Below are 22688 nucleotides of genomic sequence, written 5' to 3'. Positions count from 1 at the left end.
TTAGACCCTTTCGATATTGACCAGGAACGACTTGTATTCCGGGGTCTGGGTATTTGCATCGCCCACGAACGGGGTCAGCGTATTGACCAGGAAGCCCGGCTTGGCCACACCGACAAAGCCCCAGTGGTTCGGCAGACCCACCGTATCGACCTTCATGCCATCGCAGTTCAGTTGCGGAATGCGCTTGGTCACCAGACACTTGGCCTTGATGAAGCCACGCATCGACGACACCTTGACCATGTCGCCATTCGTGATGCCCTTGGCCTTGGCCAGCTCTTCACCGATTTCCACGAACTGCTGTGGCTGGATAATCGCGTTGGAGACAACGTTCTTGGTCCAGTAGTGGAAGTGCTCGGTCAAGCGGTAGCTGGTCGCGACGTACGGGAAGTCCTTGGCCGTACCGAACGCTTCCATGTCGCCCTTGAACACGCGGGCCGCCGGATTGGCGCGGGCAAGCGGGTTTTTCGGGTGCATCGGATTGACCGGGAACGGCGATTCGAACGGCTCGTAGTGCTCCGGCAGCGGACCTTCGGCCATGCCGGTCGGTGCGAACAGACGCGCCACACCTTCAGACGTCATGATGAACGGCTGCGTACGGTTCTCTTCGGCCGGATCGGCGTCAGGACGGATGTCCGGAATATCCGAACCACTCCAGGCCGTACCGTTCCACGAGATCAGGTTCAGCGCAGGATTCCACGGCTTGCCCGTCTTTGGATCGGCCGAGGCGCCGTTGTACAGCACGCGGCGGTTCGCCGGCCAGGCCCAGGCCCAACCCAGCGTCTGGCCGATGTTGTACGGGTCCGCATTGTCGCGGCGCGCCATCTGGTTGCCCGCCTGCGTCCAGGCGCCGGCATAGATCCAGCAACCGCTGGCCGTGGAGCCATCGTCGCGCAGCACGCCAAAGCCCGGCACCAGTTCGCCGGCCTTCAGAATGACCTTGGTCGGATCTTTTGCATCATAGATATCGGCCAGCGCCTTGCCGTTGAATTCCTTGGCCAGCTCTTCAGGAGAAGGGCTGTGTGGAATCTTGTACGGCCATGACAGCTTGGTGATCGGATCCGAGAATGCACCGCCATCTTTCAGATAGAGGTTCTTCATGCGCGAGAACAGGTCGGCGATGATCTCGATGTCCGGCTTGCACTCGTACGGCGCTTCGGCGCCTTTCCAGTGCCACTGCAGCCAGCGGCTCGAGTTCGACAGCGAACCGTCTTCTTCGGCGAAGCACGTGGTCGGCAGGCGGAACACGGTCGTCTGGATCTTGCTTGGATCGACGTCGTTCGACTCGCCAAAGTTCTTCCAGAACTCGGCCGTTTCGGTATTCAACGGATCCATCGTCACCAGGAACTTCAGCTTCGACAGACCGGCGATGATCTTCTTCTTGTTCGGGAACGATCCGACCGGGTTGAAACCCTGGCAGATGTAACCGTTCAATTTACCCTGACCCATCAATTCAAACGCTTGCAGCACGTCGTACAGCTTGTCGATTTTCGGCAAGTAGTCGAAGGCCCAGTTGTTCTCTTTGGTCGCGGCATCGCCCCACCAGGCTTTTTGCAGGCTGACGAAGAACTTGGGATAGTTCTGCCAGTAGCTCATCTGGTTCGGACGCAAAGGCTTCAGTGCGCGCGGCTTGTAGTACGTTTCCAGGTCCTGCTCTTTATCGGTTGCCAGCGACAGATAGCCCGGCAGCGAGTTCGACAGCAGACCCAGGTCGGTCAGACCCTGGATGTTCGAGTGACCGCGCAGTGCATTCAGGCCACCGCCGGCGATACCGACGTTACCCAGCAACAGCTGCATGATCGCGCCGGTACGGATGATCTGGCTACCCTGGCTGTGCTGGGTCCAGCCCAGTGCATACAGGATCGTCATCGCACGGCCCGGCTGGGCAGTCGACGCGATGTATTCGCAGACCTTCAGGAATTGCTTGACCGGCGTACCGGTGATCTTGCTGACCTGCTCAGGCGTATAGCGCGAATAGTGGCGCTTCATCACTTGCAGCACGCAACGCGGGTGCTCCATGGTCGGATCGACCTTGGCGTAACCGTCGTCACCCATTTCGTAGCCCCAGCTTTCATTGCTGTAGCGACGCTTGGCTTCGTCATAGCCCGAGAACAGGCCATCCTGGAAGTCAAAGCCTTCGTTCACGATGAACGGGGCGTTGGTATAGCTCCGGACGTATTCGGTCTGGATCTTGTTGTTGGTCAGCAGATAGTTCAGGACGCCGCCCAGGAAGGCGATGTCCGAGCCAGCGCGGATCGGTGCGTAATAGTCGCTCATGGCGGCCGAACGCGTAAAGCGCGGGTCGACCACGACCAGCTTGGCTTTATTGTGATGCTTTGCTTCGATGACCCATTTAAAACCGCATGGGTGTGCTTCGGCGGCATTGCCGCCCATGATCAGTACAACATCGGCATTCTTGATGTCAACCCAATGGTTGGTCATCGCTCCTCGTCCGAACGTCGGGGCCAGACCGGCCACCGTAGGTCCGTGTCAAACGCGAGCCTGGTTATCGAATACGAGCATGCCCATCGAACGCATCGCTTTGTGCGTGATGTAGCCCGTTTCGTTGCTCGACGCGGACGCGCACAGCATACCCGTGCTCGTCCAGCGATTGACCAGCTGGCCTTCGGCGTTGGTCGCAATGAAGTTCGCATCGCGGTCAGCCTTCATCAGGCCGGCCAGGCGCGTCATTGCCTCATCCCAGGAAACGCGTTTCCATTCGTTGGTGCCAGGTTCGCGGATTTCCGGGAACTTGAGACGGTTCGGCGAATGGACGAAGTCGAGCAAGCCGGCGCCTTTCGGACACAGCGTACCGCGATTGACCGGGTGATCCGGGTCGCCTTCGATGTGGATGATGTCCGAGGTGACGTTCTTTGCGCCGTCGCCCAGACTGTACATCAGCAGGCCGCAGCCCACCGAGCAGTACGGACACGTGTTGCGCGTCTCCTTGGCTTTCGCCAATTTATAGTGCCGCGTCTCTGCCATCGCCGGCAACGGCGAGAAGCCGAGCGCGACGATGGTGGAGGCGGCGAGTCCCGCACCGCTTGCGCGGAGGAACTGCCTTCTGTTCATGCCCATCTAGATTCTCCTGCTAGTAATGGATTGCGCACATCAGAATGGGGTCAGCCAGGGTCGTCGCCCTGGCTTTCTTTCCATCCTGACCGTTACCGGCGCCACCATGCGCCGGTGTGCGCGCCGTTGGACCCGCCGGCAATTATTTTGCCGGCGGCGTCGCTGCCTGCGTGGTGGCGCCATCGCCACCCGTTGGTTCTGAAGCACCGCTGTCGCGGGGTTTGTTCGAGTCTGCATCCTGGCCGGCGACCATGCCGCCGATCGCGGTACCGCCTTCGGCAGGACCGGTTTCCGGCACTGCCGCGTCGGCGGTGGCCGATTCGGATTTCAGGCCTGCGTGCGGATCAATGGCAGCGCCATTCGGACCAGCGACATCCGGCGTCTGCACCGGAGCGGTCGCTTCCTTCTTCTGGCAAGCGGCCAGCGCGAATACGGCGGTCGCCACGATGGCTGCATTGCGCAGGGTGAGCGCTGTTTGTTTGATGTGAATCATTGCAATATCCATTGACTTAGAGATACAACTGAAAATATAGCGGAAATGCGGAACTACTTGAATAAGTATTTTACGCACAGCCGTTCGCAAAAGGTGATTTTCCGTGAGTTTTGACCCGCTTATATGACGAATATTTTCGCCAAAGGCGCGTGTAAAGACTGTCTGGCCGCCTCTCCGGCGGTTTTGCCGACATTTTCCCCCGTCTGCCGGACCGGCGGACGGATGGTTTGTATCGAGGCGGGCGCTAGTGTAGCCTGCCTTCGCGCATGTTGCAGGGGAGCGTCAAATTTCCCATTCGCACGGTACAAATCGCGGCCACCTGCTGTGCGATTAACCAGGGTCCCGCTGCGGCACGGACCCACTGGCCGCCCTACCCTATCCACATCAAACGAAGTAGCCGCGTCAAGTGCTTTGTAGCAAAAATGGTATTTGCCAACAAGCCTCAACAAAAAATGGTTGCGCCTAACATTTAGTGTTATATTATTTTACAGCTTGCATGGACGCCGCCCCTACGCCCCTGACGAGCACGGTATTTCCAGCAGAGAGTCCCGGCAGATGGGCTCTTCACAACAAAGACGGAGACAACAGAATGAAGCATCTGAATCGATCGGCGATTGCCGTGGGCGTGGCACACCTGTGCTGGTTGTCCGCAGCGTTTGCCCAGGAAGCCGCCCCGGCCCCTGCCGAAGCGCAGGTCGTCAAAATCACCGGGCAGCGCGCCGCACTCAACAGCGCACAGCAACTCAAGCGGAATTCGGACGAGGTCGTCGATTCGATCGTCGCCGACGACATCGGCAAACTGCCCGACAAGTCGATCACCGAGGTCCTGCAACGCATCCCTGGCGTTACCATCGACCGCACCATGTCGCGCTCCGACCCGGAACACTTCTCGGTCGAAGGCTCGGGCGTGTCGATCCGTGGCCTGACCTGGGTGCGCTCGGAACTCAACGGCCGCGACTCGTTCTCATCCAATGGCGGCCGCGCCCTGAGCTTCGAGGATGTCCCGCCAGAGCTGATGGCCGGCGTCGACGTCTACAAGAACCCGTCCGCAGAACAGATCGAAGGCGGCATCTCGGGCTTGGTCAACCTGCGCACGGCGCTGCCGTTCGACATCAAGGGCCAGCGCATCTCGGGCAGCGTCGAAGGCACGTACACCGAACTGAACAAGAAGAAGGACCCGGCCGGCTCGTTCATGTATTCGAACCGCTGGAAAACCGACATGGGCGAATTCGGCGTGCTGGTCAACTACGCCAATTCTGAAAGCAATACCCGCACCGACGCCTTCCAGGTCGAACCGTACTACCCGGTGGCCAATGCCGAACCGGGTCGCACGGTATGGATTCCGAAAGGCGCGCAGTGGCGGACGCTGGACTTCGAGCGCAAGCGCCAGGGCGCCTACGCCGCGCTGCAGTGGAAGCTGGACAACACGCTGCGCAGCCACCTGACCTACTTCAAGTCGAAGTACAAGATGCAGTGGGACGAGAACGCGCTGTTCTCGGCCGAAGGCAATCCGACCAATCTGCGCGTCACCAACGGCGTGTATGACGCCAACGGTGCGTTCATGAGCGGCATCCTGTCGAATCCGACCAATAACGGCATCGAGTTCGGCAACAATACCCGCACCTCGAACCGCGATTCGTCGACCACCGACGTCGCCTGGAATGTCGAGTGGAAGCCGGCCACCAACTGGACGCTGACCTCGGACGTCCAGCACGTCAAGGCCGAGTCCGAAGGCCTCGATTCGACTGTGGCGCTGGGCACGATCATGCAGCAGCAGAATCTGGACCTGACCGGCAGCTATCCGAAACTGATGTTCGATGCGGCCCAAACCGCCGGTCTGAGCGACCCGAACAACTATTTCTGGGCCTTCACCCAGGAGCACCGCGACCGCAGCATCACCGAGCAGACCGCATGGAAAGGCGACGTCAAGTACGACTTTGACCACCCGATCCTGCGCGACATCCGCGTCGGCGTGCGCTTCACCGACCGCGATGCCAAGACCATCAATTCGAACCCGAACTACAACTGGTCGGCCATTTCCCAGCGCTGGATGATGCCCTGGCAGATCAACCAGCTGGCAACGCTGAGCGACCCGCGCTTCAGCGCACCGACGACGGTCAACCAGTTCAAGAACTTCTTCAACGGTGACGCCAGCGTCCCTGCCGTCGTGTTCCCTGCGCAGTCGCTCGTGGCCGGCTATCCGGGCACCTACGCCCAGCTGCACAGCTACCACGACGTGCTGTGCGCGCAGGCCGGCAACAGCTGCGATCCATGGAAAGCGGCCGCCTTCGGCGAAGCGAACCCATCGGGCGACAACGAGCAGTCCGAGAAGACCAAAGCCATCTATACGCAGATGCGCTTTGCCTTCGACGACATGAAGATGCCGATCGACGGTAACATCGGCGTGCGCTATGTGAAGACCGACAACAAGTCGTTCGGCTACACCGTGTACAACTCGACCTTCATCATCCCGCCAGGCGGCACCACCGGCCTGGGTGTACCGAACATCGCGCCATTCGCCGGCCGCCAGGATTACGAGAACAGCTACCACAACTGGCTGCCGAGTCTGAACCTGCGCATGAAAGCGACCGACCAGCTGCAGTTCCGCTTTGCACTGGGCAAGGGCATGTCGCGACCTGACTTCGGTCAGTTGCAGGCCTACACCACACTGGGACAGAGCGTGCAGAGCACGACCAGCGGCACTGGTGCCGACCAGGTCACCAACGTGACGTCCGTGGCCCATACCGGCGAATCGGTCGGCAATCCACTGCTGCGCCCGGTCACCTCGCGCAATATGGACCTGACTGCCGAATGGTACTTCGCCCAGGCCGGTTCGCTGACCTTCGCCGTGTTCGACAAGCGCCTGAAGGACATCATCGTCAAGCAGAATTCGGCTTACCAGCTGACCGACTCGACTGGCCGTGTAATCGATTTCAATGTGGCGACCCCGGTCAATGGCGCGCGTGGTTCGGCACGCGGCATCGAGATGGCATACCAGCAGTACTTCGACAGGCTGCCAGGCTGGTTGTCGGGCTTCGGCGTGCAGGCCAACTACACCCACGTGAAGAGCAAGCGTGACCTGTACAGCCCGGTGTACTCGCAGTACTGCTCGAACGTGAGCGGCGCGGCCAACCTGAACCTGAACCTGAACGGTTGCGATACCGACGGCCGTACCTTCGGCGACCTGCCGCTGGAATACCTGTCGCGCAACTCGTACAACCTGGCGCTGCTGTATGACAAGGGCCCATGGTCCGCGCGTCTGGCCTACAGCTGGCGCTCGAAGAGCCTCCTGGGTAACAACAACAACGGCACCAACGGCACCAATGGCGTCGACACCAATCCGGACAGCCCGACCTTCAATCAGAACGTGATTGCCTGGGGCTTGCCGATCTGGGCCGACGACTACGGTCAGCTCGATGGCGGCGTCAGCTACAAGTTCAACGAGAACTTCCGCCTCGACTTCCAGGGCACCAACCTGACCGACGCGAAGTACAAGCAGATCATGACGCACCACATCGGCGACAAGGGCCGTGCGTGGTTCGTCAGCGGTCCCCGCTACAGCGTGCGTCTGGGCGTGTCGTTCTAACTCGATGCTGATGTAATCCCGACGCCCGTTGACCTGCCGCCCCGCGCGGCAGGTCAACGGGCTTTTTGCTTTTCCAGGAAAACCCGACCAATGCAAAGCTCGACTTTCTCGTCGCTGGACACGTTCGTCTTTTTTGTCTACTTCATCATCGTGGCCGGCTATGGCTTCTGGGTCTACAAGCGCAAGCAGCGCTCGGCTTCCGCCTCGCACGATTACTTTTTGGCCGAAGGCTCGCTGACCTGGTGGGCGATCGGCGCCTCGATGATCGCGTCGAACATCTCGGCCGAGCAGTTCATCGGCATGAGCGGCTCGGGCTTCAAGATGGGCATGGCAATCGCGGTCTATGAGCTGATGGGCGCCTTCACGCTGATCCTGGTGGCGGTGTTCTTCATGCCGATCTACCGCCGCAACCGCATCTACACGATGCCCCAGTTTCTCGAACAGCGTTACGGCAGCACCGTTGCCACCGTCATGGCGCTGTTCTGGCTGTCGCTGTACGTCATCGTCAACCTGACCTCGATCCTGTACCTGGGCGCGCTGGCCATCGGCGCCATTGCCGGCATCGATGTCTGGACCTGCATGGTGTTCCTGGCCGTCTTCGCCGTCATCATTACGCTGGGCGGCATGAAGGTCATCGGCTACACCGACGTGATCCAGGTCCTGTGCCTGGTGCTCGGCGGCCTGGTGACGACCTGGCTGGCACTCGACCTGGTCGCGCAGAACAATGGCGGCGGCGGCGTGATGGCCGGCTTCAATCACCTGCTGGGCGTGGCGCCCGAGCACTTCGACATGGTACTCACGCGTGACAACCCGAATTACCTCGATCTGCCTGGCGTGTCGATCCTGATCGGTGGCATGCTGATCGTGAACCTGAACTACTGGGGCTGCAACCAGTACATCATCCAGCGCGCACTGGGCGCCGACCTGCACACGGCGCGCAAGGGCATCCTGTTCGCGGCCGGCCTCAAGCTGCTGATGCCGGTGATCGTCGTCCTGCCGGGCATCGCGGCCTTCGTGCTGCACCAGCAGGGCGTGCTGGGCGCATCGATGGGCGTGGGCGCGGACGTCAATCCGGACCGCGCTTACCCGGTGCTGCTCACACTGCTGCCGACGGGCCTGAAAGGCATCGCGTTTGCCGCGCTGACGGCCGCGGTAGTGGCTTCGCTGGCCGGCAAGGCCAACAGCATCGCCACCATCTACACCTTCGACATCCACAAGAAAGCCTTCAACAAGGGCATCTCCGAACAGCGCATGGTCTGGATCGGCCGCGTGACCGTGGTTGTGGCGATGCTGCTGGCGGTGCTGATCGCGCCGTTCATGGGCATCGACAAGAAAGGCGGCTTCCAGTACATCCAGGAATACACGGGCTTTGTCTCGCCCGGCATCCTGGCCATGTTCCTGATGGGCTTCTTCTGGCGGCCAGCCACGGCCAGTGCCGCGATGTTTGCCACGGTCGGCGGCTTCCTCGGCTCGATCATCCTCAAGTTTTTGCCAGGCCTGATGGACCTGTCGTTCCTGGCGCCGATCGGATTCGCCGTGCCGAACAGCGCCGGCATCTACGAGATTCCATTCGTCGACCGGATGGCGACCGTGTTCGTCGTCGTCATCATCGGCATGGTCATCATCAGCAAGCTGTGGCCAAAGGCAGGCCTCGAGCAGAGCAAGGGCGTCGAAGTCGAAGCATCGATGTTCAAGGTGCAGCCGGGGTTCGCGTTCGGCGCGACCGTCATCTGCATCGCGCTGATCGCGATCTACAGCGCGTGGTGGTAAGGTCGCCGCGCTGCCAACACCAATATAAAAAATTCAAGGAGACATACACATGCACCCATCTTTGCCCTTCGGCCGCTCGGCCATCGCACTCGCCGCCGCCCTCGCCTTTGGTGCGGCGCATGCTGCACCCGCCGCTGCACCGGATGCGGCCCAACAGCGCGCCGCCAAACTGGTGAGCCAGATGACGCTCGATGAAAAGATCGGCATGGTCTTTGGCTACTTCGGCACCGAATTCAAGGGCCAGAAAGCGCCTGCAGGCGCCCTGCCTCAGTCGGCCGGTTTCATCAAGGGTATCGAGCGCCTGGGGATCACGCCGCAGTGGCTGACCGACGCCGGCATCGGCGTGGCCTCGCAACCGGGCAAGGAGGCGCGCGAGCGCACGTCGCTGCCGGCAGGGATTGCCACCGCCGCCACCTGGAATCCGCAGCTGGCGTTCGAAGGCGCCGCGATGATCGGCAAGGAAGCGCGCCTGTCGGGCTTCAACGTGATGCTGGGCGGGAGCGTGAACCTGGCGCGCGAGCCGCGCAATGGCCGCAACTTCGAGTACACGGGCGAGGATCCGCTGCTGGCCGGGATCATGGCCGGCGAACAGATTCGCGGCGTGCAGTCCAACCACGTCGTCTCGACGCTCAAGCACTACGCGTACAACGACCAGGAAACGGGCCGCAACCACCTCAATGTCAAGATCAACGATGCCGCGGGCCGCATGTCCGACCTGCTGGCATTCCAGATCGCGATCGAACGGGGCGATCCGGGCTCGGTCATGTGCTCGTACAACCGCATCAACGGGCCGTATGGCTGCGAGAACGACCATCTGCTCAACAAAGTGCTCAAGGGCGACTGGGGCTACAAGGGCTACGTGATGTCCGATTGGGGCGCGGCTCACTCGACGATCCCGGCGGCGCTGGCGGGCCTGGACCAGCAGTCGGGCTACCCGTTCGACAAGTCGCCCTACTTTGACGGCGCGCTGAAGGAAGCCGTCGAAAACGGCCACGTGCCGCAGGCCCGTCTGGACGACATGGTGGCCCGCATCCTGTGGGCACTGGGCGCGCACGGCGCACTGGATCATCCGGTCAAGGTCCAGGCCAAGGACATCGACTACGCGGCGCACGGCAAGATTTCGCAGGCAGACGCCGAAGAAGCCATCGTCCTGCTCAAGAACAAGGACAACGTGCTGCCGCTGGCCAAGGACGTGCAGCGCATCGCCATCATCGGCGGGCACGCCAACAAGGGCGTGCTGTCGGGCGGCGGCTCGGCGCAGGTCTACCCGCGCGGCGGCATGGCCGTGCCGAACGAAGGCCCGGCCGCCTGGCCAGGTCCGATGGTCTACCTCCCAGGCTCGCCGATGAAGGCGCTGGCAGCGCGCACCAAGGCCAAAATCACCTGGCACGATGGCAAGGACGCCGCTGCGGCAGCGAAAGTTGCGGCGGGTGCCGACGTCGTGCTGGTGTTCGCGACGCAGTGGACGTCCGAAGCGGCCGACGTGCCGACGCTGGCGCTGCCCAACAACCAGGACGCGCTGATCGCAGCAGTGGCCAAGGCCAATGCCCGCACCGTCGTCGTGCTGCAAACGGGCACGCCGGTCACGATGCCGTGGGTGAACGATGTGGCCGGCGTGGTCGAGGCCTGGTATCCGGGCACGAACGGCGGCGAAGCGATCGCGCGCGTGCTGACGGGCGAAGTCGATGCGTCGGGCCGCCTGCCGCAGACGTTCCCGCTGTCCGAGAACCATCTGCCGCGACCAAAGATCGATGGCATCGACCTGCCGAAGGACACGCGCTTTGACGTCGACTACGACATCGAAGGCGCCGCCGTCGGCTACAAGTGGTTCGACCTGAAAGGCCACAAGCCGCTGTTCGCGTTCGGTCACGGCCTGTCGTACACGAGCTTCACCTACACGAACCTGAAGGCCGACGCGACGAACGGCAGCATCCGCGTGCGCTTTAACGTGGCCAACAGCGGCGCGCGCGCCGGCAAGGCGGTGCCGCAGGTGTACGTGTCGAAAGTGGGCGCCGGCTGGGAAGCACCGAAACGTCTCGGTGGCTGGGACAAGCTGGCACTGGACGCCGGCGCAAACCGCACCAGCGAAGTGACGATCGACCCGCGCACGCTGGCGGTGTTCGACGGCGCCAGCAACCGCTGGAAGATCGCGGCTGGCGAGTACCGCGTGATCCTGTCGACGGCGGCCGATGCGCCGGTATCGACGGTGACCGTGCGTCTGCCGGCGCGCGAGTTTGCCGCCGGGGCGCGCTGATTGCGGACCTGCGCGACCACCGACTGAAAGACTGACCGCCCGTGCCCTGCCAGCAGCGCTCGCCCGGACCGCACCGCGACCGCGACCGCGAAAGGTCGGCGATCCTGCACGCGATCGCCAGCCGTTTCGCCGATGCGGATCTCGAGCTGGGCGCGGTTGCGCATGGCGCTGGCGTGAACCGCAACAAGGTCAACGACGTGCTCAAGGCTGAACTGGGTTGCACGTTCACCGGTTACCTGAACCGGTTGCGCCTGACCGAAGCAGCGCGCCTGCTGGCCGAACGCAATTCGGCCAGCATCACCGACATCGCCTATACGGTCGGCTACAACCACGTCTCGTACTTCAACAAGCTGTTCAAGCTCGATTTTGGCTGCACACCGAAGGCATTTCGGGCGCAAGCGCATCGCACGCCCATCTGCCCCTCGCCCACATCCGGAGAAAAGACCCCATGAAGCACACGATTACCACCATGACGCTGGCGGCACTGCTTGCGCTGCCAGCAGTGGCCCATGCGCAGCAACGTGTCATCGACGTCGATGTCACCCAGGTCAAGGGCAAGCTCGATCGCATGTTCAACCTGTCCGTCGGCGCCGGCCGCGCCAACGAGGGCTTGCGCGCCGACTGGCAGCAGCAGCTGGCCGAACTGCGCAAGGACACCGGCTTTCGCTACATCCGCATGCATGGCCTGCTGAGCGACGACATGGCCGTGTTCCGCATCGACCCGCAGGGCAAGGAACAGTACAACTTCCAGTACGTCGACGCGCTGTTCGACTACCTGCTGAGCATCGGCATCAAGCCGTTCGTGGAACTGGGCTTCATGCCATCCGCGATGGCCAGCGGCACCAAGACCATCTTCTGGTGGCGCGGTAATGTCACGCCGCCGCGCGACTACGCACAATGGGAACGTCTGATCAAGGCACTGACCGTGCACTGGACCGAGCGCTATGGCAAGGCCGAAGTGGCGAGCTGGTACTTCGAAGTCTGGAACGAACCGAACCTGGATGGTTTCTGGGCCGGCTCGCAGGACGAGTATTTCAGGCTGTACGCGCACGCCGCGCGCGCCATCAAGAACGTCCATGCATCGTACCGCGTGGGCGGCCCGGGCACTGCCGGTGCTGCCTGGATTCCCGAGATGATCGGGTACGCCAGCAAGAACGCCGTCCCGCTCGACTTCGTCTCCACCCACTCGTACGGCGTGAACCAGGGCTTTCTCGACGAATTCGGGACCACCGGCACGGTCCTGAGTCCCGACCCGATGGCCGTGACCCACGATGTGCTCAAGAACCGCAAGGAGATCGACGCGTCGGCCATGCCGAAGCTCGAGCTGCACTATACCGAATGGAGCTCGTCGTACACGCCGTCCGATCCGACTCACGACAGCTACCACCAGCCAGCCTACATCCTGAAAAAGCTCAAGCAGAGCACAGGTGCCGTGCAGTCCATGTCGTACTGGGTGTTCACCGACATCTTCGAGGAAGCCGGGCCGCGCTTTGAAGCCTTCCACGGGGGCTTCGGCTTGATGAATACGCAGGGGATCAAGAAGCCGGCCTATTTTGCCTACCAGTTCCTCAACCAGCTGGGCAATCGCGAACTGAAGAACGCCGACCAGGATTCGACGGCGACGCTCGACGACAAGGGCAACGCCCAGGTGCTGCTGTGGGATTACTCGCACACGCTGCCAGCGGGGATCAACAACCAGCAGTACTTCATCAAGGACTTGCCTGCGAAATCGAAAGGCCAGGTGAAGGTGGCGATGCGCGGCCTGAAGCCCGGCGCCTACACGATGACGGTATCGCAGGTGGGCTACAAGCAGAACGATGCGTTCACTGCGTATATCGGGATGGGGTCGCCCAAGCAGCTGACACGTCCGCAGGTCGCTGCATTGAAAGCGACGGCGACCGGAAAGCCGTTGAAGCAGCAAGCAGTGACGGTCGGGCGCGATGGCGTTTTCAGCACTGCACTGCGCTGCGCGAGAACGATGTCTACCTGCTGCAACTTGAGGCGGCGCGTTAACGCTCGCTGTCGCGCGGTGCGCCCAGGCTCAACTCGACGCGCCGGGCCTCGAGACGCTCGATGACGCGCGCAGCGAGCAGGCGCAGCGCGTCGAGCTGATGGACGGTCAGCTTGCGCGGCTCGGTATCGATTACGCACAGCGTACCCAGTGCCTGACCGGTTGACGTCACCAGCGGCGCGCCGGCATAGAAACGGATGCCGGGATCGCCCGTCACCAGGGGATTGCCGACGAAGCGCGCATCGAGCGTCGCATCCACGACCTGCATGACCTGCTCCGGTTGCTCGATCGCGTGGCTGCAGAACGCGTGTTCGCGCGGTGTTTCACGGGCCTGCAGTCCCACGCGCGCCTTGAACCATTGACGCTTGTCGTCGATCAGCGAGACCAGCGCGATCGGCGTCTGGCAGAACGTGCTGGCCAGGTGCGTCAGCTCGTCATATGCCGCTTCTTCTTCGGTATCCATGATGTGCAGGGCCGCCAGCTCCGCCAGCCGTACGCGCTCGACCCCTTCGTCCGGCGCGCGTGCAGGCTGGCCAAAGACGGTTTCGACGAGGGCCATGGCATGCGTCGTACTGACCTTGGCAACGCTTGCAGCGCGGTAGCCGCGGAGCACAGCCTCGTGGAGAAGACGCGCAAGATCGTCCAGGGCGTAGGGCTTGGGCAGCAGCAGGAATCCGTGGTCCGATTCCTGCGCCAGCACGTGGCTGTAACCACTGGTGAGCACGACGGGGATGTTGATCTGCAGGCGCGCCAGTGCGCGCCCCAGGTCGATCCCGGTCATGCCCGGCAGGACAACATCGGAAAACACTGCCGCGTAAGGTTCGGGATCATCGCGCAGCAATGCCAAAGCCTGCTCCGCACTGGTCACGATGGTCGTCGCGTAGCCAAGTTCATGCAGTGAGCTCTCGACCATCGCGCGCAATTCGGGATTGTCCTCGACCGCCAGGATGCGCAGGCCGCCGCCGCCGGGCAGCGTGTGCTGGACGCTCGGCGTGCTGCCGCCAGCAACCGGTTGATCTGCACACGGCAGGTACAGCGTGAAGGTCGTGCCTGCGCCTGGCGTACTCGCGACCCGCACATCGCCGCCTGACTGGCGCGCAAAGCCGAACACTTGTGACAGCCCCAGGCCGGTGCCGTGGCCCACGCCCTTGGTCGTGAAAAACGGCTCGAAAATCTTTTCAAGATTTTCCGGCGCGATGCCAGCGCCAGTGTCGTGCAACGACACGGCCACAAACGTGCCGCCGATTGCCGGCTGCAGGCCGTGCTGCGGCAAGCCGTCGACCGATTCGACCTTGACCGACAGCGTTCCGCGCGACTGCATCGCGTCGCGCGCATTGACGGCGAGATTGACCAACGCAGTATCGAACTGGCTCTGATCCGCATTGACGAAACAGGCCTGGTCGGGCAAGTCGAGCACCACCTCGACCCCGACGCCGGTCAGGCTCCCGATCATTTCCCCGATCGCACGCGTGCTATTCCCGACGTCGAACACGGCCGGCTGCAGGGCCTGCCGGCGTGCAAAGGCAAGCAGCTGACCGGTCAGGCGGGCGCCGCGCGTGACCGCGCTGGAAATCGAGTCCATGAAGCGCTGGCGGCGCTCGTCACCTAGCTGTACCCGGCGCAGCAGCTCGATGCTCGACTTGATCACTGCCAGGACGTTGTTGAAATCGTGCGCCACACCGCCCGTGAGCTGACCGATCGCTTCAAGCTTCTGGGACTGCCGCAGCGCCTCCTGCGTTTCCACCAGCGCTTGCTGCTGCACATGCCACTCGGTCACGTCTAGTGCCGTCATGAAGGCGCCGATTTGCTTGCCGTCGTGGTCGCGCAAGATCTCGAAACGCATTTCACAGGTGCGCTGTTCGGGCGGCGCCTGGCCGAACGTTTGCTGAAGCGAGAACGCCTCGCCACCCAGCGCGCGGTCCCACAGCGCCAGCGCTGCCTGCAGTTGCACTGGCCGGTCGACCAGCACGTCGGTCAGGCGATCGCCTACCGCGACACGGCGCTTGAACATGCGCCAGTAGTCATCGATGCTGGCCTGGTTGATCGCCAGGAAGCGGTAATCTGCATCGATCACCTGCAACAGCAGATCGGTGGCCTGGAACACCGCGGCCAGCACGTCACGTTCGCGCGTGCGGAGAATCAACGCTTCGCGCTGCATTTTTTCGTCAGTGACGTCGCGCGCGGCGCAGTACACCTTGCCGTCCTCCGGCACGGCCACCCACGACAGCCAGCGCCAGACCCCGCCACTCGTGCGGTAACGGTTTTCGAAACGCACGACCGCCTGCCCCTGCTCACTGGCCTTGATCCAGGCCTCCTCCGTCGCCGCGAGGTCATCGCGGTGCACGAACGCCGTAAATGGCTGGCTGCACACCTGGGCTTCGGTCCAGCCGAGCACCGTCTGCCACGCCGGATTGGCCAACTCGACATAGCCGTTGGCATCGATGATGCACAGCGGCTCCAGGCTCACGGCCCATGCGCGGTCCGGCGCCAGGGCGCGCGGGGCGCAGCGCTGATCAAGCCTTTCGACTCGTTCACGCAAGGCGTTGCCAGCGCGCGCCTGGCCAATGCGTGCCAGGGCTGCGCCCGTGGCGACGCAGACGTGGTGCAGCAGTTCGCGTTCGTGCGACGTGAATGCGCGCTTGTACGTATTGGCGCCGGTGCACAGGGCGTGCTCGATCTGCTGCGCAGATGGCGCGTCCTGGTCGGGCTGGACCAACCTGTGAACGATCAAGGACAGCGCGGACGGGTCGAGCGGCAGAATCCCGGGGAGGCGGTTCAGCGACAGCTGCACCAGATCGTCGACACTGTCGAGGCCCGCCAGAGTGGATACGATGTCGAGGACCTGGAACAGGCGCTCTTGCGTGACGGTGGCGTCCACCCGGTTACAACCGGACCGGCGAACGGACGCGCCTTTCGGGCTGCCCCGCCACACCTGGCGCCACTGCATACTGCGATTCGAGAGCCTTGACGTTTGCCATTCCACAACCATGTAAAGAGGTACAGGATGGGACGCACATGCCTACCCACATCCCATTAAACGTGGTCATATTAGCATGTTGTGCTGGCCACGACGGCACGCTTGCACCGCTGTGCGCGGTCGGCTTCCATTTCATTTTGCGACCGAGGAACGCCATGAGCAGGGCTGAGTTGACGCGAAAATGCCTGACGCGGGATGCTGGCCTTAGCCTGTCCATGGAAAGAACAGCGCGAGTGCAGTCAAACAGCACCAGCGGGGTCAGGTCTGACATTCAGACACGAGCTTAACAAGAAGTCTGTTGATGGGTGCTTTGTTGAACGCACTAGGGAAGAGAGCAGCACGAGCAGGGTCAGGTCTGACATTCAGACACGAGCTTAGCAAAAAGTCTATTTATGGCTTTCTTGGTAAAGGTACTAAGGAAGAGTTCGAGTCCAAATGTCAGACCTGACCCTCGCCATGGGGTGCCGACTTTTACGGTGTTGGCAAGATGTTCGACATGGCCGCGATCTTGGCCGGTATGGCGAGTAACCTTCGTACAGTGACGATTTCGCAGTGTGGCCACTTGCCGCAGGAAGAACAACCCGAGCGTGTGAATGCCGAACTGCTCGACTTCCTCAAGGGCTGGACCGCAACGCCTTAAAATCGCTTCATCCGAGGTTGGTTAGGCAGAAATGCAAGCAGTTGTCGACCTGATCGCCGGGGCATGCACACCTGCCTGATTACCAGGCCACTGCCCCACACGCATCGACGAGTTTGCCATTTACCTGGCCATCTGCGAGAAGGGCCAGGCGCACCGGAACCTTTGCTGCTTCGTCAGTCGACAGGTAACCAGTATGTCCGTTCAAATCCGTGCTCACGTACCCTGGACAGGCGGCATTGACGACAATCCCTGTGTCACGCAATTCTTCAGCCAACTGCACTGTCAGCATGTTCAGCGCGGCTTTTGACGCGTTGTAGCCGATCAGGCGTGCCGTGTAGTAACGGTTGGCTGGATCACCGTTGACGGCCATCGAGCCGAGACTGCTCGACATGTTGACGATCCTGGCGCCCGGTGCCACCCGTAACAATGGCAGCATTGCCTGTATTACCGTCAGCGGGCCAAAAAAATTCGTCTCGAACAGGCGTCGCGCGGCATCGATGGAAGCCGCGCTGGGCGCGCCGTCTGCAGCATCACTGATACCGGCGTTGTTGACGAGAATATCCAGGCGGCCATGCTGCGCCCGGATTGTCAGCGCTGCTTGCGTAATGCTGCGCGCGTCCGTGACGTCGAATTGGACGAAGTGGGCGTTCAGATTTTCGCTGCGCAGCAGGTCGACTGCCGCCTGGCCGCGTCCGGCATCGCGTGCCCCGACGATGACGGTGACACCCTTGGTGCCAAGCTGGCGCGCGATATCCAGTCCAATGCCTTTGTTTGCACCGGTAACCAGGGCAATCTTGTTGATGTGCTTTTCCATGATGATCCTCTACGATCAAAAAACGTATGATCGGGCCAGGGAGCGCATTTGATAAGCTATCAATCCTTGAACACACTGATCGCGCTACCGATCAATGTTGCACTAGCAATTCCGTCTCTCTCACGTTGGCAAATACGGCCTGGGCAGGATGGAAGTCCAAGCCGGCCACAGCCGGGTGCACACGCCCGAACCACGCAAACTGTTTTACTGATAATCATTGCACCCAAAGGCTATGGCCAGCGCGCATTCATCCCGCGTGTGTTTCCTCGAGCACTTCATGCGCGCCCGTCCATGCGCGCACGCCGTAGCGATCGTTATCGAGCGGGTGCAGTTTGCCGCGCCCGCTCATCATGTCGCGTAGATACTGCATGCCTTGCCACGCAGGAAACGGCGCGTCACTTGCCGGCGACAGCTGCCGGGTAATCGCGATCATCGCCGACAATGCGCCAATGCTCCCGACGCGCAGTGTCGCGTAGCGCTGGCCCGTCACTTTGGTCATGATGCGGGCGAGGTCAACCGGCGACACGGTCTCCCCGGCAATACGAAGAATGCGCGGCGCCGCCTCGTCCATCGCTGCAGCCGCGGTAAACGTCGCGACATCGTCCTTGCTGGTGAAATCCAGCTGCTGTGGATACAGCGGGCAACGCCCTCGGCCACTGCCGCATCGAGCAAATTTTGCTGGGTATCGATCACCACTGGCGCCAGGCCATTGAGGGCCGACACGATGCAGCGTGACCCGAGCATTGCCGCGCGCAGCCCTGCCGTATCCCGCATTTCCACTGCCTTGACGTCGACGCCCAGTTCGCGCAGGGCTGCCAATTAGTGGGGCGCTGTGCCGAGGCGAACGATGGCGTTGACGCTGGCGCCCTGCGCTACCAGTACTCGGCCGATTCGCGCGCCGAGATCGCCAGTGATGCCGGCAAGCGTGAACGACGCATCTGCAAACGACGATCCGCGCCGGCGAGAGTGCAACGTTCTCGCTCGTGACCTGACAGGCGCTACATGTTATTCGGCCCGCTTCCAGCCCAGCTTTGTTCGCACGAATGCTGTCAGCAAGTCCGCATTGGCCTGATGCTGTTTGACGCGCGGATGCTGGCCATAGCCGGTGAACGGGAAGAACAGCGTGTCGATGCGCGCGTCGCCTGATGCGCGCAGGTTCGCCACTGCCGACGTGACGTAGCCGGGCCACACGGAGCCGGCGCGGGTTGCGTCCATGCTCCCCAGCGCGCAGACGATGTACGCTTTCGGATACAGCGCGCGCACGCGGGCGACGAAGGCCTGGTAGGCCGCGATACGCTGCGCATCCGTCGGTTCCGGCTGCAGCTTGTGATCACGCCCGATCAGCCAGCTGTCGTTCTGCATCAGGTTGACGACGACGACATCGGGCGTCCAGCGCTTGAAGTCCCAGCGGCTGTCGTTGTCACCGACGGCATTCAGCTGGTCGTAAAAATCCGGCATCGTGAACGGGAACCAGCTGATCATGACGCCAATGCCGCTTTGCGACGTGATGTGCGCTTCGGCGCCGAGCTGGCGCGCCGCGATCGACGCATAGGATTGGTAGTTGTTCTTGTCCTTGCCCAGATCGTCCCGCCCGTCGTCGGGCGCTTCGTTGCCCATGCCGCTCGTGATCGAATCGCCGAAGAACTCGATCCTGCGCGTCGGCCGTGGGGGCGGTGGGGCCAGCGTCGACTTGTCATCGAGTTCGATGCCCTTGAAGACGGTGGCGCCCTCCTCGCCCTCGGTGCGTTTGGTGAGCAGAAAACGGTGCGCGCCCGGTGCCAGGCCATTGGCGACCAGATAGGTCTTGCTGCCCTTCTCCAGCTGCAGGATGACGGGCCGCGTGGTGTCGCCATCGACGAACACATTGAAGTAATTCTTGCCGTTCTGGTCGTCGAGCACGATCGCCAGCGAGGTGCCCGTGAAATTGGCGACAATCGACGTGCCGGGCCAGCTCAGGACCGGCGCCTTCGCATCGGTCATGTCGATGCGGCCCGTGTAGGCCAGATGCGGATGGTCCGCCGCGATCTGGTTGGCAGCGCCAGTTGACCCCAAGTGCAGCAAGGCAGCCAGGGCGAGTGAATACGCGAGATTTTTCATGGAAGTCAGTACGAAAAAAGCCGGGTACACGCTGGCACCCGGCTGTTGATAAGCGCCGTCGTGATTACAGCTTGATGGTCACCGGCTTGCCCTCATAGACCACGGTCTTGTCGGCCGCGTCCAGGTTCTCCGCCGTCGACACGCCCGGCTTGATGACGCGCACCTTGAACTCGCGCTTCATCGGCATGCCCTTGTACTGGCCGGCGCGCTCGCCGATCTGCACGACGCCCGTCTTGTCGTCGTAGGCGATGCGGATGCGGCTGGCTTCACCACGCTCGTAGGCGTTGGTCACGCCGTCATCCTCGTACAGCGTGGCTTCGCCATTGGCGCCCGCATACACGAACAGCGTGACCGGCGCATCCGGCTTCTCGTCGACATACTGCGTCACCGGACCTGCCGTGATGACCGAGCCGGCCTTGACGAACAGCGGCATGCGTTCGCGCGGCGCCTGCACGGTGCGCGTGGCGCCGCCCTTGAAGCGCTCGCCCGTATGGAAGTCATACCAGTCCGCGCCCGCCGGCAGATACACCTGGCGCGACGTGGCCTTGTACGCGTACACCGGCGCCACCAGGAACGATGGACCGAACATGTACTGGTCCTTGATGTTCTTGACCTTCTCGTCGTGCGGGAAGTCCATCACCAGGCCACGCATCATCGTGCCCGAACCGTAGTGCGTATCGGCCGCCATCGTGTAAATGTACGGCATCAGGCGATAACGCAGCTTCAGGTACCACACCATATTGTCGCGCATGGTGTCGTCGCCATTGGCGATATTGTAGATCTCGCGCTTGACCACTTCACCGTGTGAACGGAACAGCGGCGAGAAGGCGCCGAACTGGAACCAGCGCTGGTTCAGCTCACGCCATTCCTTCATGTCTTCCGGATTCGCCTCGGCGCGCGAGGTGACGCGGTTTTCCTGGGCCGAGCCCACGTCACCCGTCTGGTAGCGCACTTCCTGCGCGTAGCCGCCGATATCGTGGGTCCAGTTCGGGATGCCCGACATCGACATGTTCGTGCCCGATGCGATCTGGTCGAACAGATTGTTCCAGCGGCCGACCGTGTCGCCGCTCCACACCGCCACCGAATTGCGCTGGATGCCGGCAAAGCCCGAACGCGACAGGATGAACTGGCGCTTGTCCGGCTGGTCGCGCGCCAGGCCATCGGCCATCGCGCCCGTGCTCACCAGGCTGTACGGGTTGAACGTGATTTCGCCGGCGCCATACACGGTCGGGCCGATCAGCTCCTTGAAGTCTTCCAGGCGGCTGTTCGACAGCACATCAGGTTCGGTATTGTCCATCCACCAGGCGTCAAAGCCCAGGTCGACCAGTTTCGTCTTCAGCTGGCGATAATAGATGTCGCGCGCTTCCTTGGTATACGGATCGTAGTGGCTGTTCAGGTAACCCTTGCCGACCCAGTCACGCGAGCCATTCTCGACGTTCTTGGTCCACATATAGCCCTTGGACTCGAGCTCCTTGTAGTTGTCGGTATTGGCGTAGAACTTGCCCCACACCGACAGCATGATGCGCGCGTTCTGCTTGTGCACCGCGTCGACCATGCCCTTCGGGTCCGGGAAGCGCTTCTGGTCGAAGTCGTGCGAACCCCAGCCATCTTCGGGCCAGTAGAACCAGTCCTGCACGATGTTATCGAGCGGCCAGCCGCGCTTGCGGTATTCGGTCACCGTGTCGAGCAGCTGCTGCTGCGTCTCGTAGCGCTGGCGCGATTGCCAGAAACCGTACGACCACTTCGGCATCATCGGCTGCTGGCCAGTCAGGTGGCGGTAGCCGGCAATCGCGCGGTCCATGTTGTCGCCGCTGATGACGTAGTAGTTGATCGCTTCGGCGATCTCGGACGACAGCGTCAGCGAATGACGCTCCGGCGCCGGCAATGGATTGTTGTGGGTGATCGCGACCATGCCGCCTGATGGCTTCCACTCCAGGTGCAGCTTGACCGGCTTGTTCTTGGCGAACTTGACTTCGAAGTTGTGGTACCACGGGTTCCAGCCCATGCGCCAGACGTCCATGACCTGCTTGCCGTCGACGGTCAGCGTCGCGTAGTCCGACGAGTACAGCTGCATCTTGTGCACGCCCGGCTTGTCGCTGCTCATCGTGCCTTCCCAGACCACGCGCACGTCCTTCAGGTCCTTGTGCGGGCCGAGCTCTTTCGGCCAGTTTTCATCGAGGTCCTTCAGGTACTGGTAATCGATGTCTTTCTCCTGGCGCGTCAGCGCCAGCTTGCCGCCGATGTAGTAGCGGGCCGTCAGGCCTTCGCTCTTGCCATCGGCGCCGCGCAGCACCAGGTCGCGCGACATCAGATCGTACGGCGTCTGGTCGCCGAAGCGCGAGATCGAGTTGTTGTCCCACAGGACGCCATAGCCCTTGTCGGACACGACGAACGGCACTGCGGCGATCATATTGTGCTGCTGGAGCAGCACGTCTTCGCCGTTGTAGTTCATCTGGTTGTTCTGGTGCTGGCCCAGGCCGTAATACGCATCCTTCGTGCCGTGGTTGAAGCCCTGTTTGATCGCCATGAACGGCTTGCCGCCCACGTTCACGGGCTGCATCGATTCGGACGCCTGCGCCAGGAAGCGCTTGCCGTTCGCATCGAAGAAGGCGACCTGGCCATCCTTGAGCGAGACGGTGGCGGCGATCTTGCCGGCCTTGAGCTGGACCGTGTCCTTGCCCGGCGTGACGGTGAAGGCGCAGCTGCTCGCGCACGGCTTGGCGACCGTCATCAGGGATGGCGTGAGCGTCTTGTCGGCCTGGTCGAGCTTGACCACCTGGACGATGTTGTCGCTCATGAGGTTCAGCCGCACCACCTTGGCGCCGCTGTCGGGACGCACCTCGATACCGGTTGCGGTCTGTTGGAAGGTGCCTGCATCGGCCCCGGTTGCCGCCAGCATCAGTACTGCGGCCGCCACTTGTGTCATACGCATTTGTCGATCTCCTGTTGTGTACTTTTTATGCTTGTTAATTGTTAT

General features: G+C 62.1%; 14 protein-coding genes. 6 read left to right on the top strand and 8 right to left on the bottom strand.

The genetic code is table 11. The features are described from left to right. Together fdnG and AC1MGT_RS22645 are read right to left on the bottom strand one after the other, a co-directional pair. Nucleotides 1-3075, bottom strand: coding sequence for a formate dehydrogenase-N subunit alpha (fdnG, locus tag AC1MGT_RS22650; RefSeq protein WP_499502207.1), 3075 nt, complete (start codon nucleotides 3073-3075; stop codon nucleotides 1-3). A 136-nt stretch (nucleotides 3076-3211) separates the two neighbouring features. Continuing rightward, entirely contained in the window at nucleotides 3212-3562 is a 351-nt protein-coding gene (locus AC1MGT_RS22645; protein WP_499502206.1) for a hypothetical protein, read from the bottom strand. A gap of 589 nt (nucleotides 3563-4151) precedes the next feature. On the opposite strand from AC1MGT_RS22645, the gene AC1MGT_RS22640 reads away from it, so the two are divergent. From AC1MGT_RS22640 to AC1MGT_RS22620, 5 genes are all read left to right on the top strand, one after another. Then, on the top strand, nucleotides 4152-7148 hold the full coding sequence (locus AC1MGT_RS22640) for a TonB-dependent receptor (RefSeq protein ID WP_499502205.1): 2997 nt from the start codon (nucleotides 4152-4154) through the stop codon (nucleotides 7146-7148). A 90-nt stretch (nucleotides 7149-7238) separates the two neighbouring features. Beyond that, a complete protein-coding gene (locus tag AC1MGT_RS22635; protein ID WP_499502204.1) occupies nucleotides 7239-8918 on the top strand; it encodes a sodium:solute symporter family transporter in 1680 nt (559 codons plus the stop codon). 49 nt (nucleotides 8919-8967) lie between these two features. Further along, the gene (locus AC1MGT_RS22630) at nucleotides 8968-11172 is read left to right on the top strand and encodes a beta-glucosidase family protein (protein WP_499502203.1); all 2205 of its coding nucleotides are present in this window, start codon (nucleotides 8968-8970) and stop codon (nucleotides 11170-11172) included. 41 nt (nucleotides 11173-11213) lie between these two features. Beyond that, the gene (locus AC1MGT_RS22625; protein ID WP_499502202.1) at nucleotides 11214-11624 is read left to right on the top strand and encodes a helix-turn-helix domain-containing protein; all 411 of its coding nucleotides are present in this window, start codon (nucleotides 11214-11216) and stop codon (nucleotides 11622-11624) included. Further along, a complete protein-coding gene (locus AC1MGT_RS22620) occupies nucleotides 11621-13249 on the top strand; it encodes a GH39 family glycosyl hydrolase (RefSeq protein WP_499502201.1) in 1629 nt (542 codons plus the stop codon). Before AC1MGT_RS22625 ends, AC1MGT_RS22620 begins: the two co-directional genes overlap by 4 nt. Here the strand turns inward: AC1MGT_RS22620 and AC1MGT_RS22615 are convergent. After that, complete coding sequence (locus AC1MGT_RS22615) at nucleotides 13182-16061, bottom strand: PAS domain-containing protein (protein ID WP_499502200.1); 2880 nt, start codon at nucleotides 16059-16061, stop codon at nucleotides 13182-13184. The two genes, AC1MGT_RS22620 and AC1MGT_RS22615, sit on opposite strands and share 68 nt — an antisense overlap. Nucleotides 16062-16656: 595 nt before the next feature. Here AC1MGT_RS22615 and AC1MGT_RS22610 point away from each other — a divergent pair. Further along, nucleotides 16657-16800: an alpha/beta fold hydrolase gene (locus tag AC1MGT_RS22610; protein WP_499502199.1), complete on the top strand. Its 144-nt coding sequence runs from the start codon at nucleotides 16657-16659 to the stop codon at nucleotides 16798-16800. 79 nt (nucleotides 16801-16879) lie between these two features. Here the strand turns inward: AC1MGT_RS22610 and AC1MGT_RS22605 are convergent, their stop codons facing one another. The 5 genes from AC1MGT_RS22605 to AC1MGT_RS22585 form a co-directional block, all read right to left on the bottom strand. Next, nucleotides 16880-17614 (bottom strand): SDR family oxidoreductase, encoded by a 735-nt coding sequence (locus AC1MGT_RS22605; protein WP_499502198.1) that lies wholly within the window; start codon nucleotides 17612-17614, stop codon nucleotides 16880-16882. 247 nt (nucleotides 17615-17861) lie between these two features. Next, entirely contained in the window at nucleotides 17862-18185 is a 324-nt protein-coding gene (locus AC1MGT_RS22600; RefSeq protein ID WP_499504365.1) for a hypothetical protein, read from the bottom strand. Continuing rightward, nucleotides 18110-18388: a hypothetical protein gene (locus AC1MGT_RS22595; protein WP_499504353.1), complete on the bottom strand. Its 279-nt coding sequence runs from the start codon at nucleotides 18386-18388 to the stop codon at nucleotides 18110-18112. The genes AC1MGT_RS22600 and AC1MGT_RS22595 overlap by 76 nt, the downstream gene beginning before the upstream one ends. A 231-nt stretch (nucleotides 18389-18619) precedes the next feature. Next, a complete protein-coding gene (locus AC1MGT_RS22590; RefSeq protein ID WP_499502197.1) occupies nucleotides 18620-19711 on the bottom strand; it encodes an SGNH/GDSL hydrolase family protein in 1092 nt (363 codons plus the stop codon). A gap of 64 nt (nucleotides 19712-19775) precedes the next feature. Next, the gene (locus tag AC1MGT_RS22585) at nucleotides 19776-22643 is read right to left on the bottom strand and encodes a glycoside hydrolase family 31 protein (RefSeq protein ID WP_499502196.1); all 2868 of its coding nucleotides are present in this window, start codon (nucleotides 22641-22643) and stop codon (nucleotides 19776-19778) included. Nucleotides 22644-22688: the final 45 nt, after the last annotated feature.

It is taken from the genome of Telluria sp. BA11, from assembly GCF_056680305.1.
This window is presented reverse-complemented; position numbering and strand designations above follow the sequence as displayed.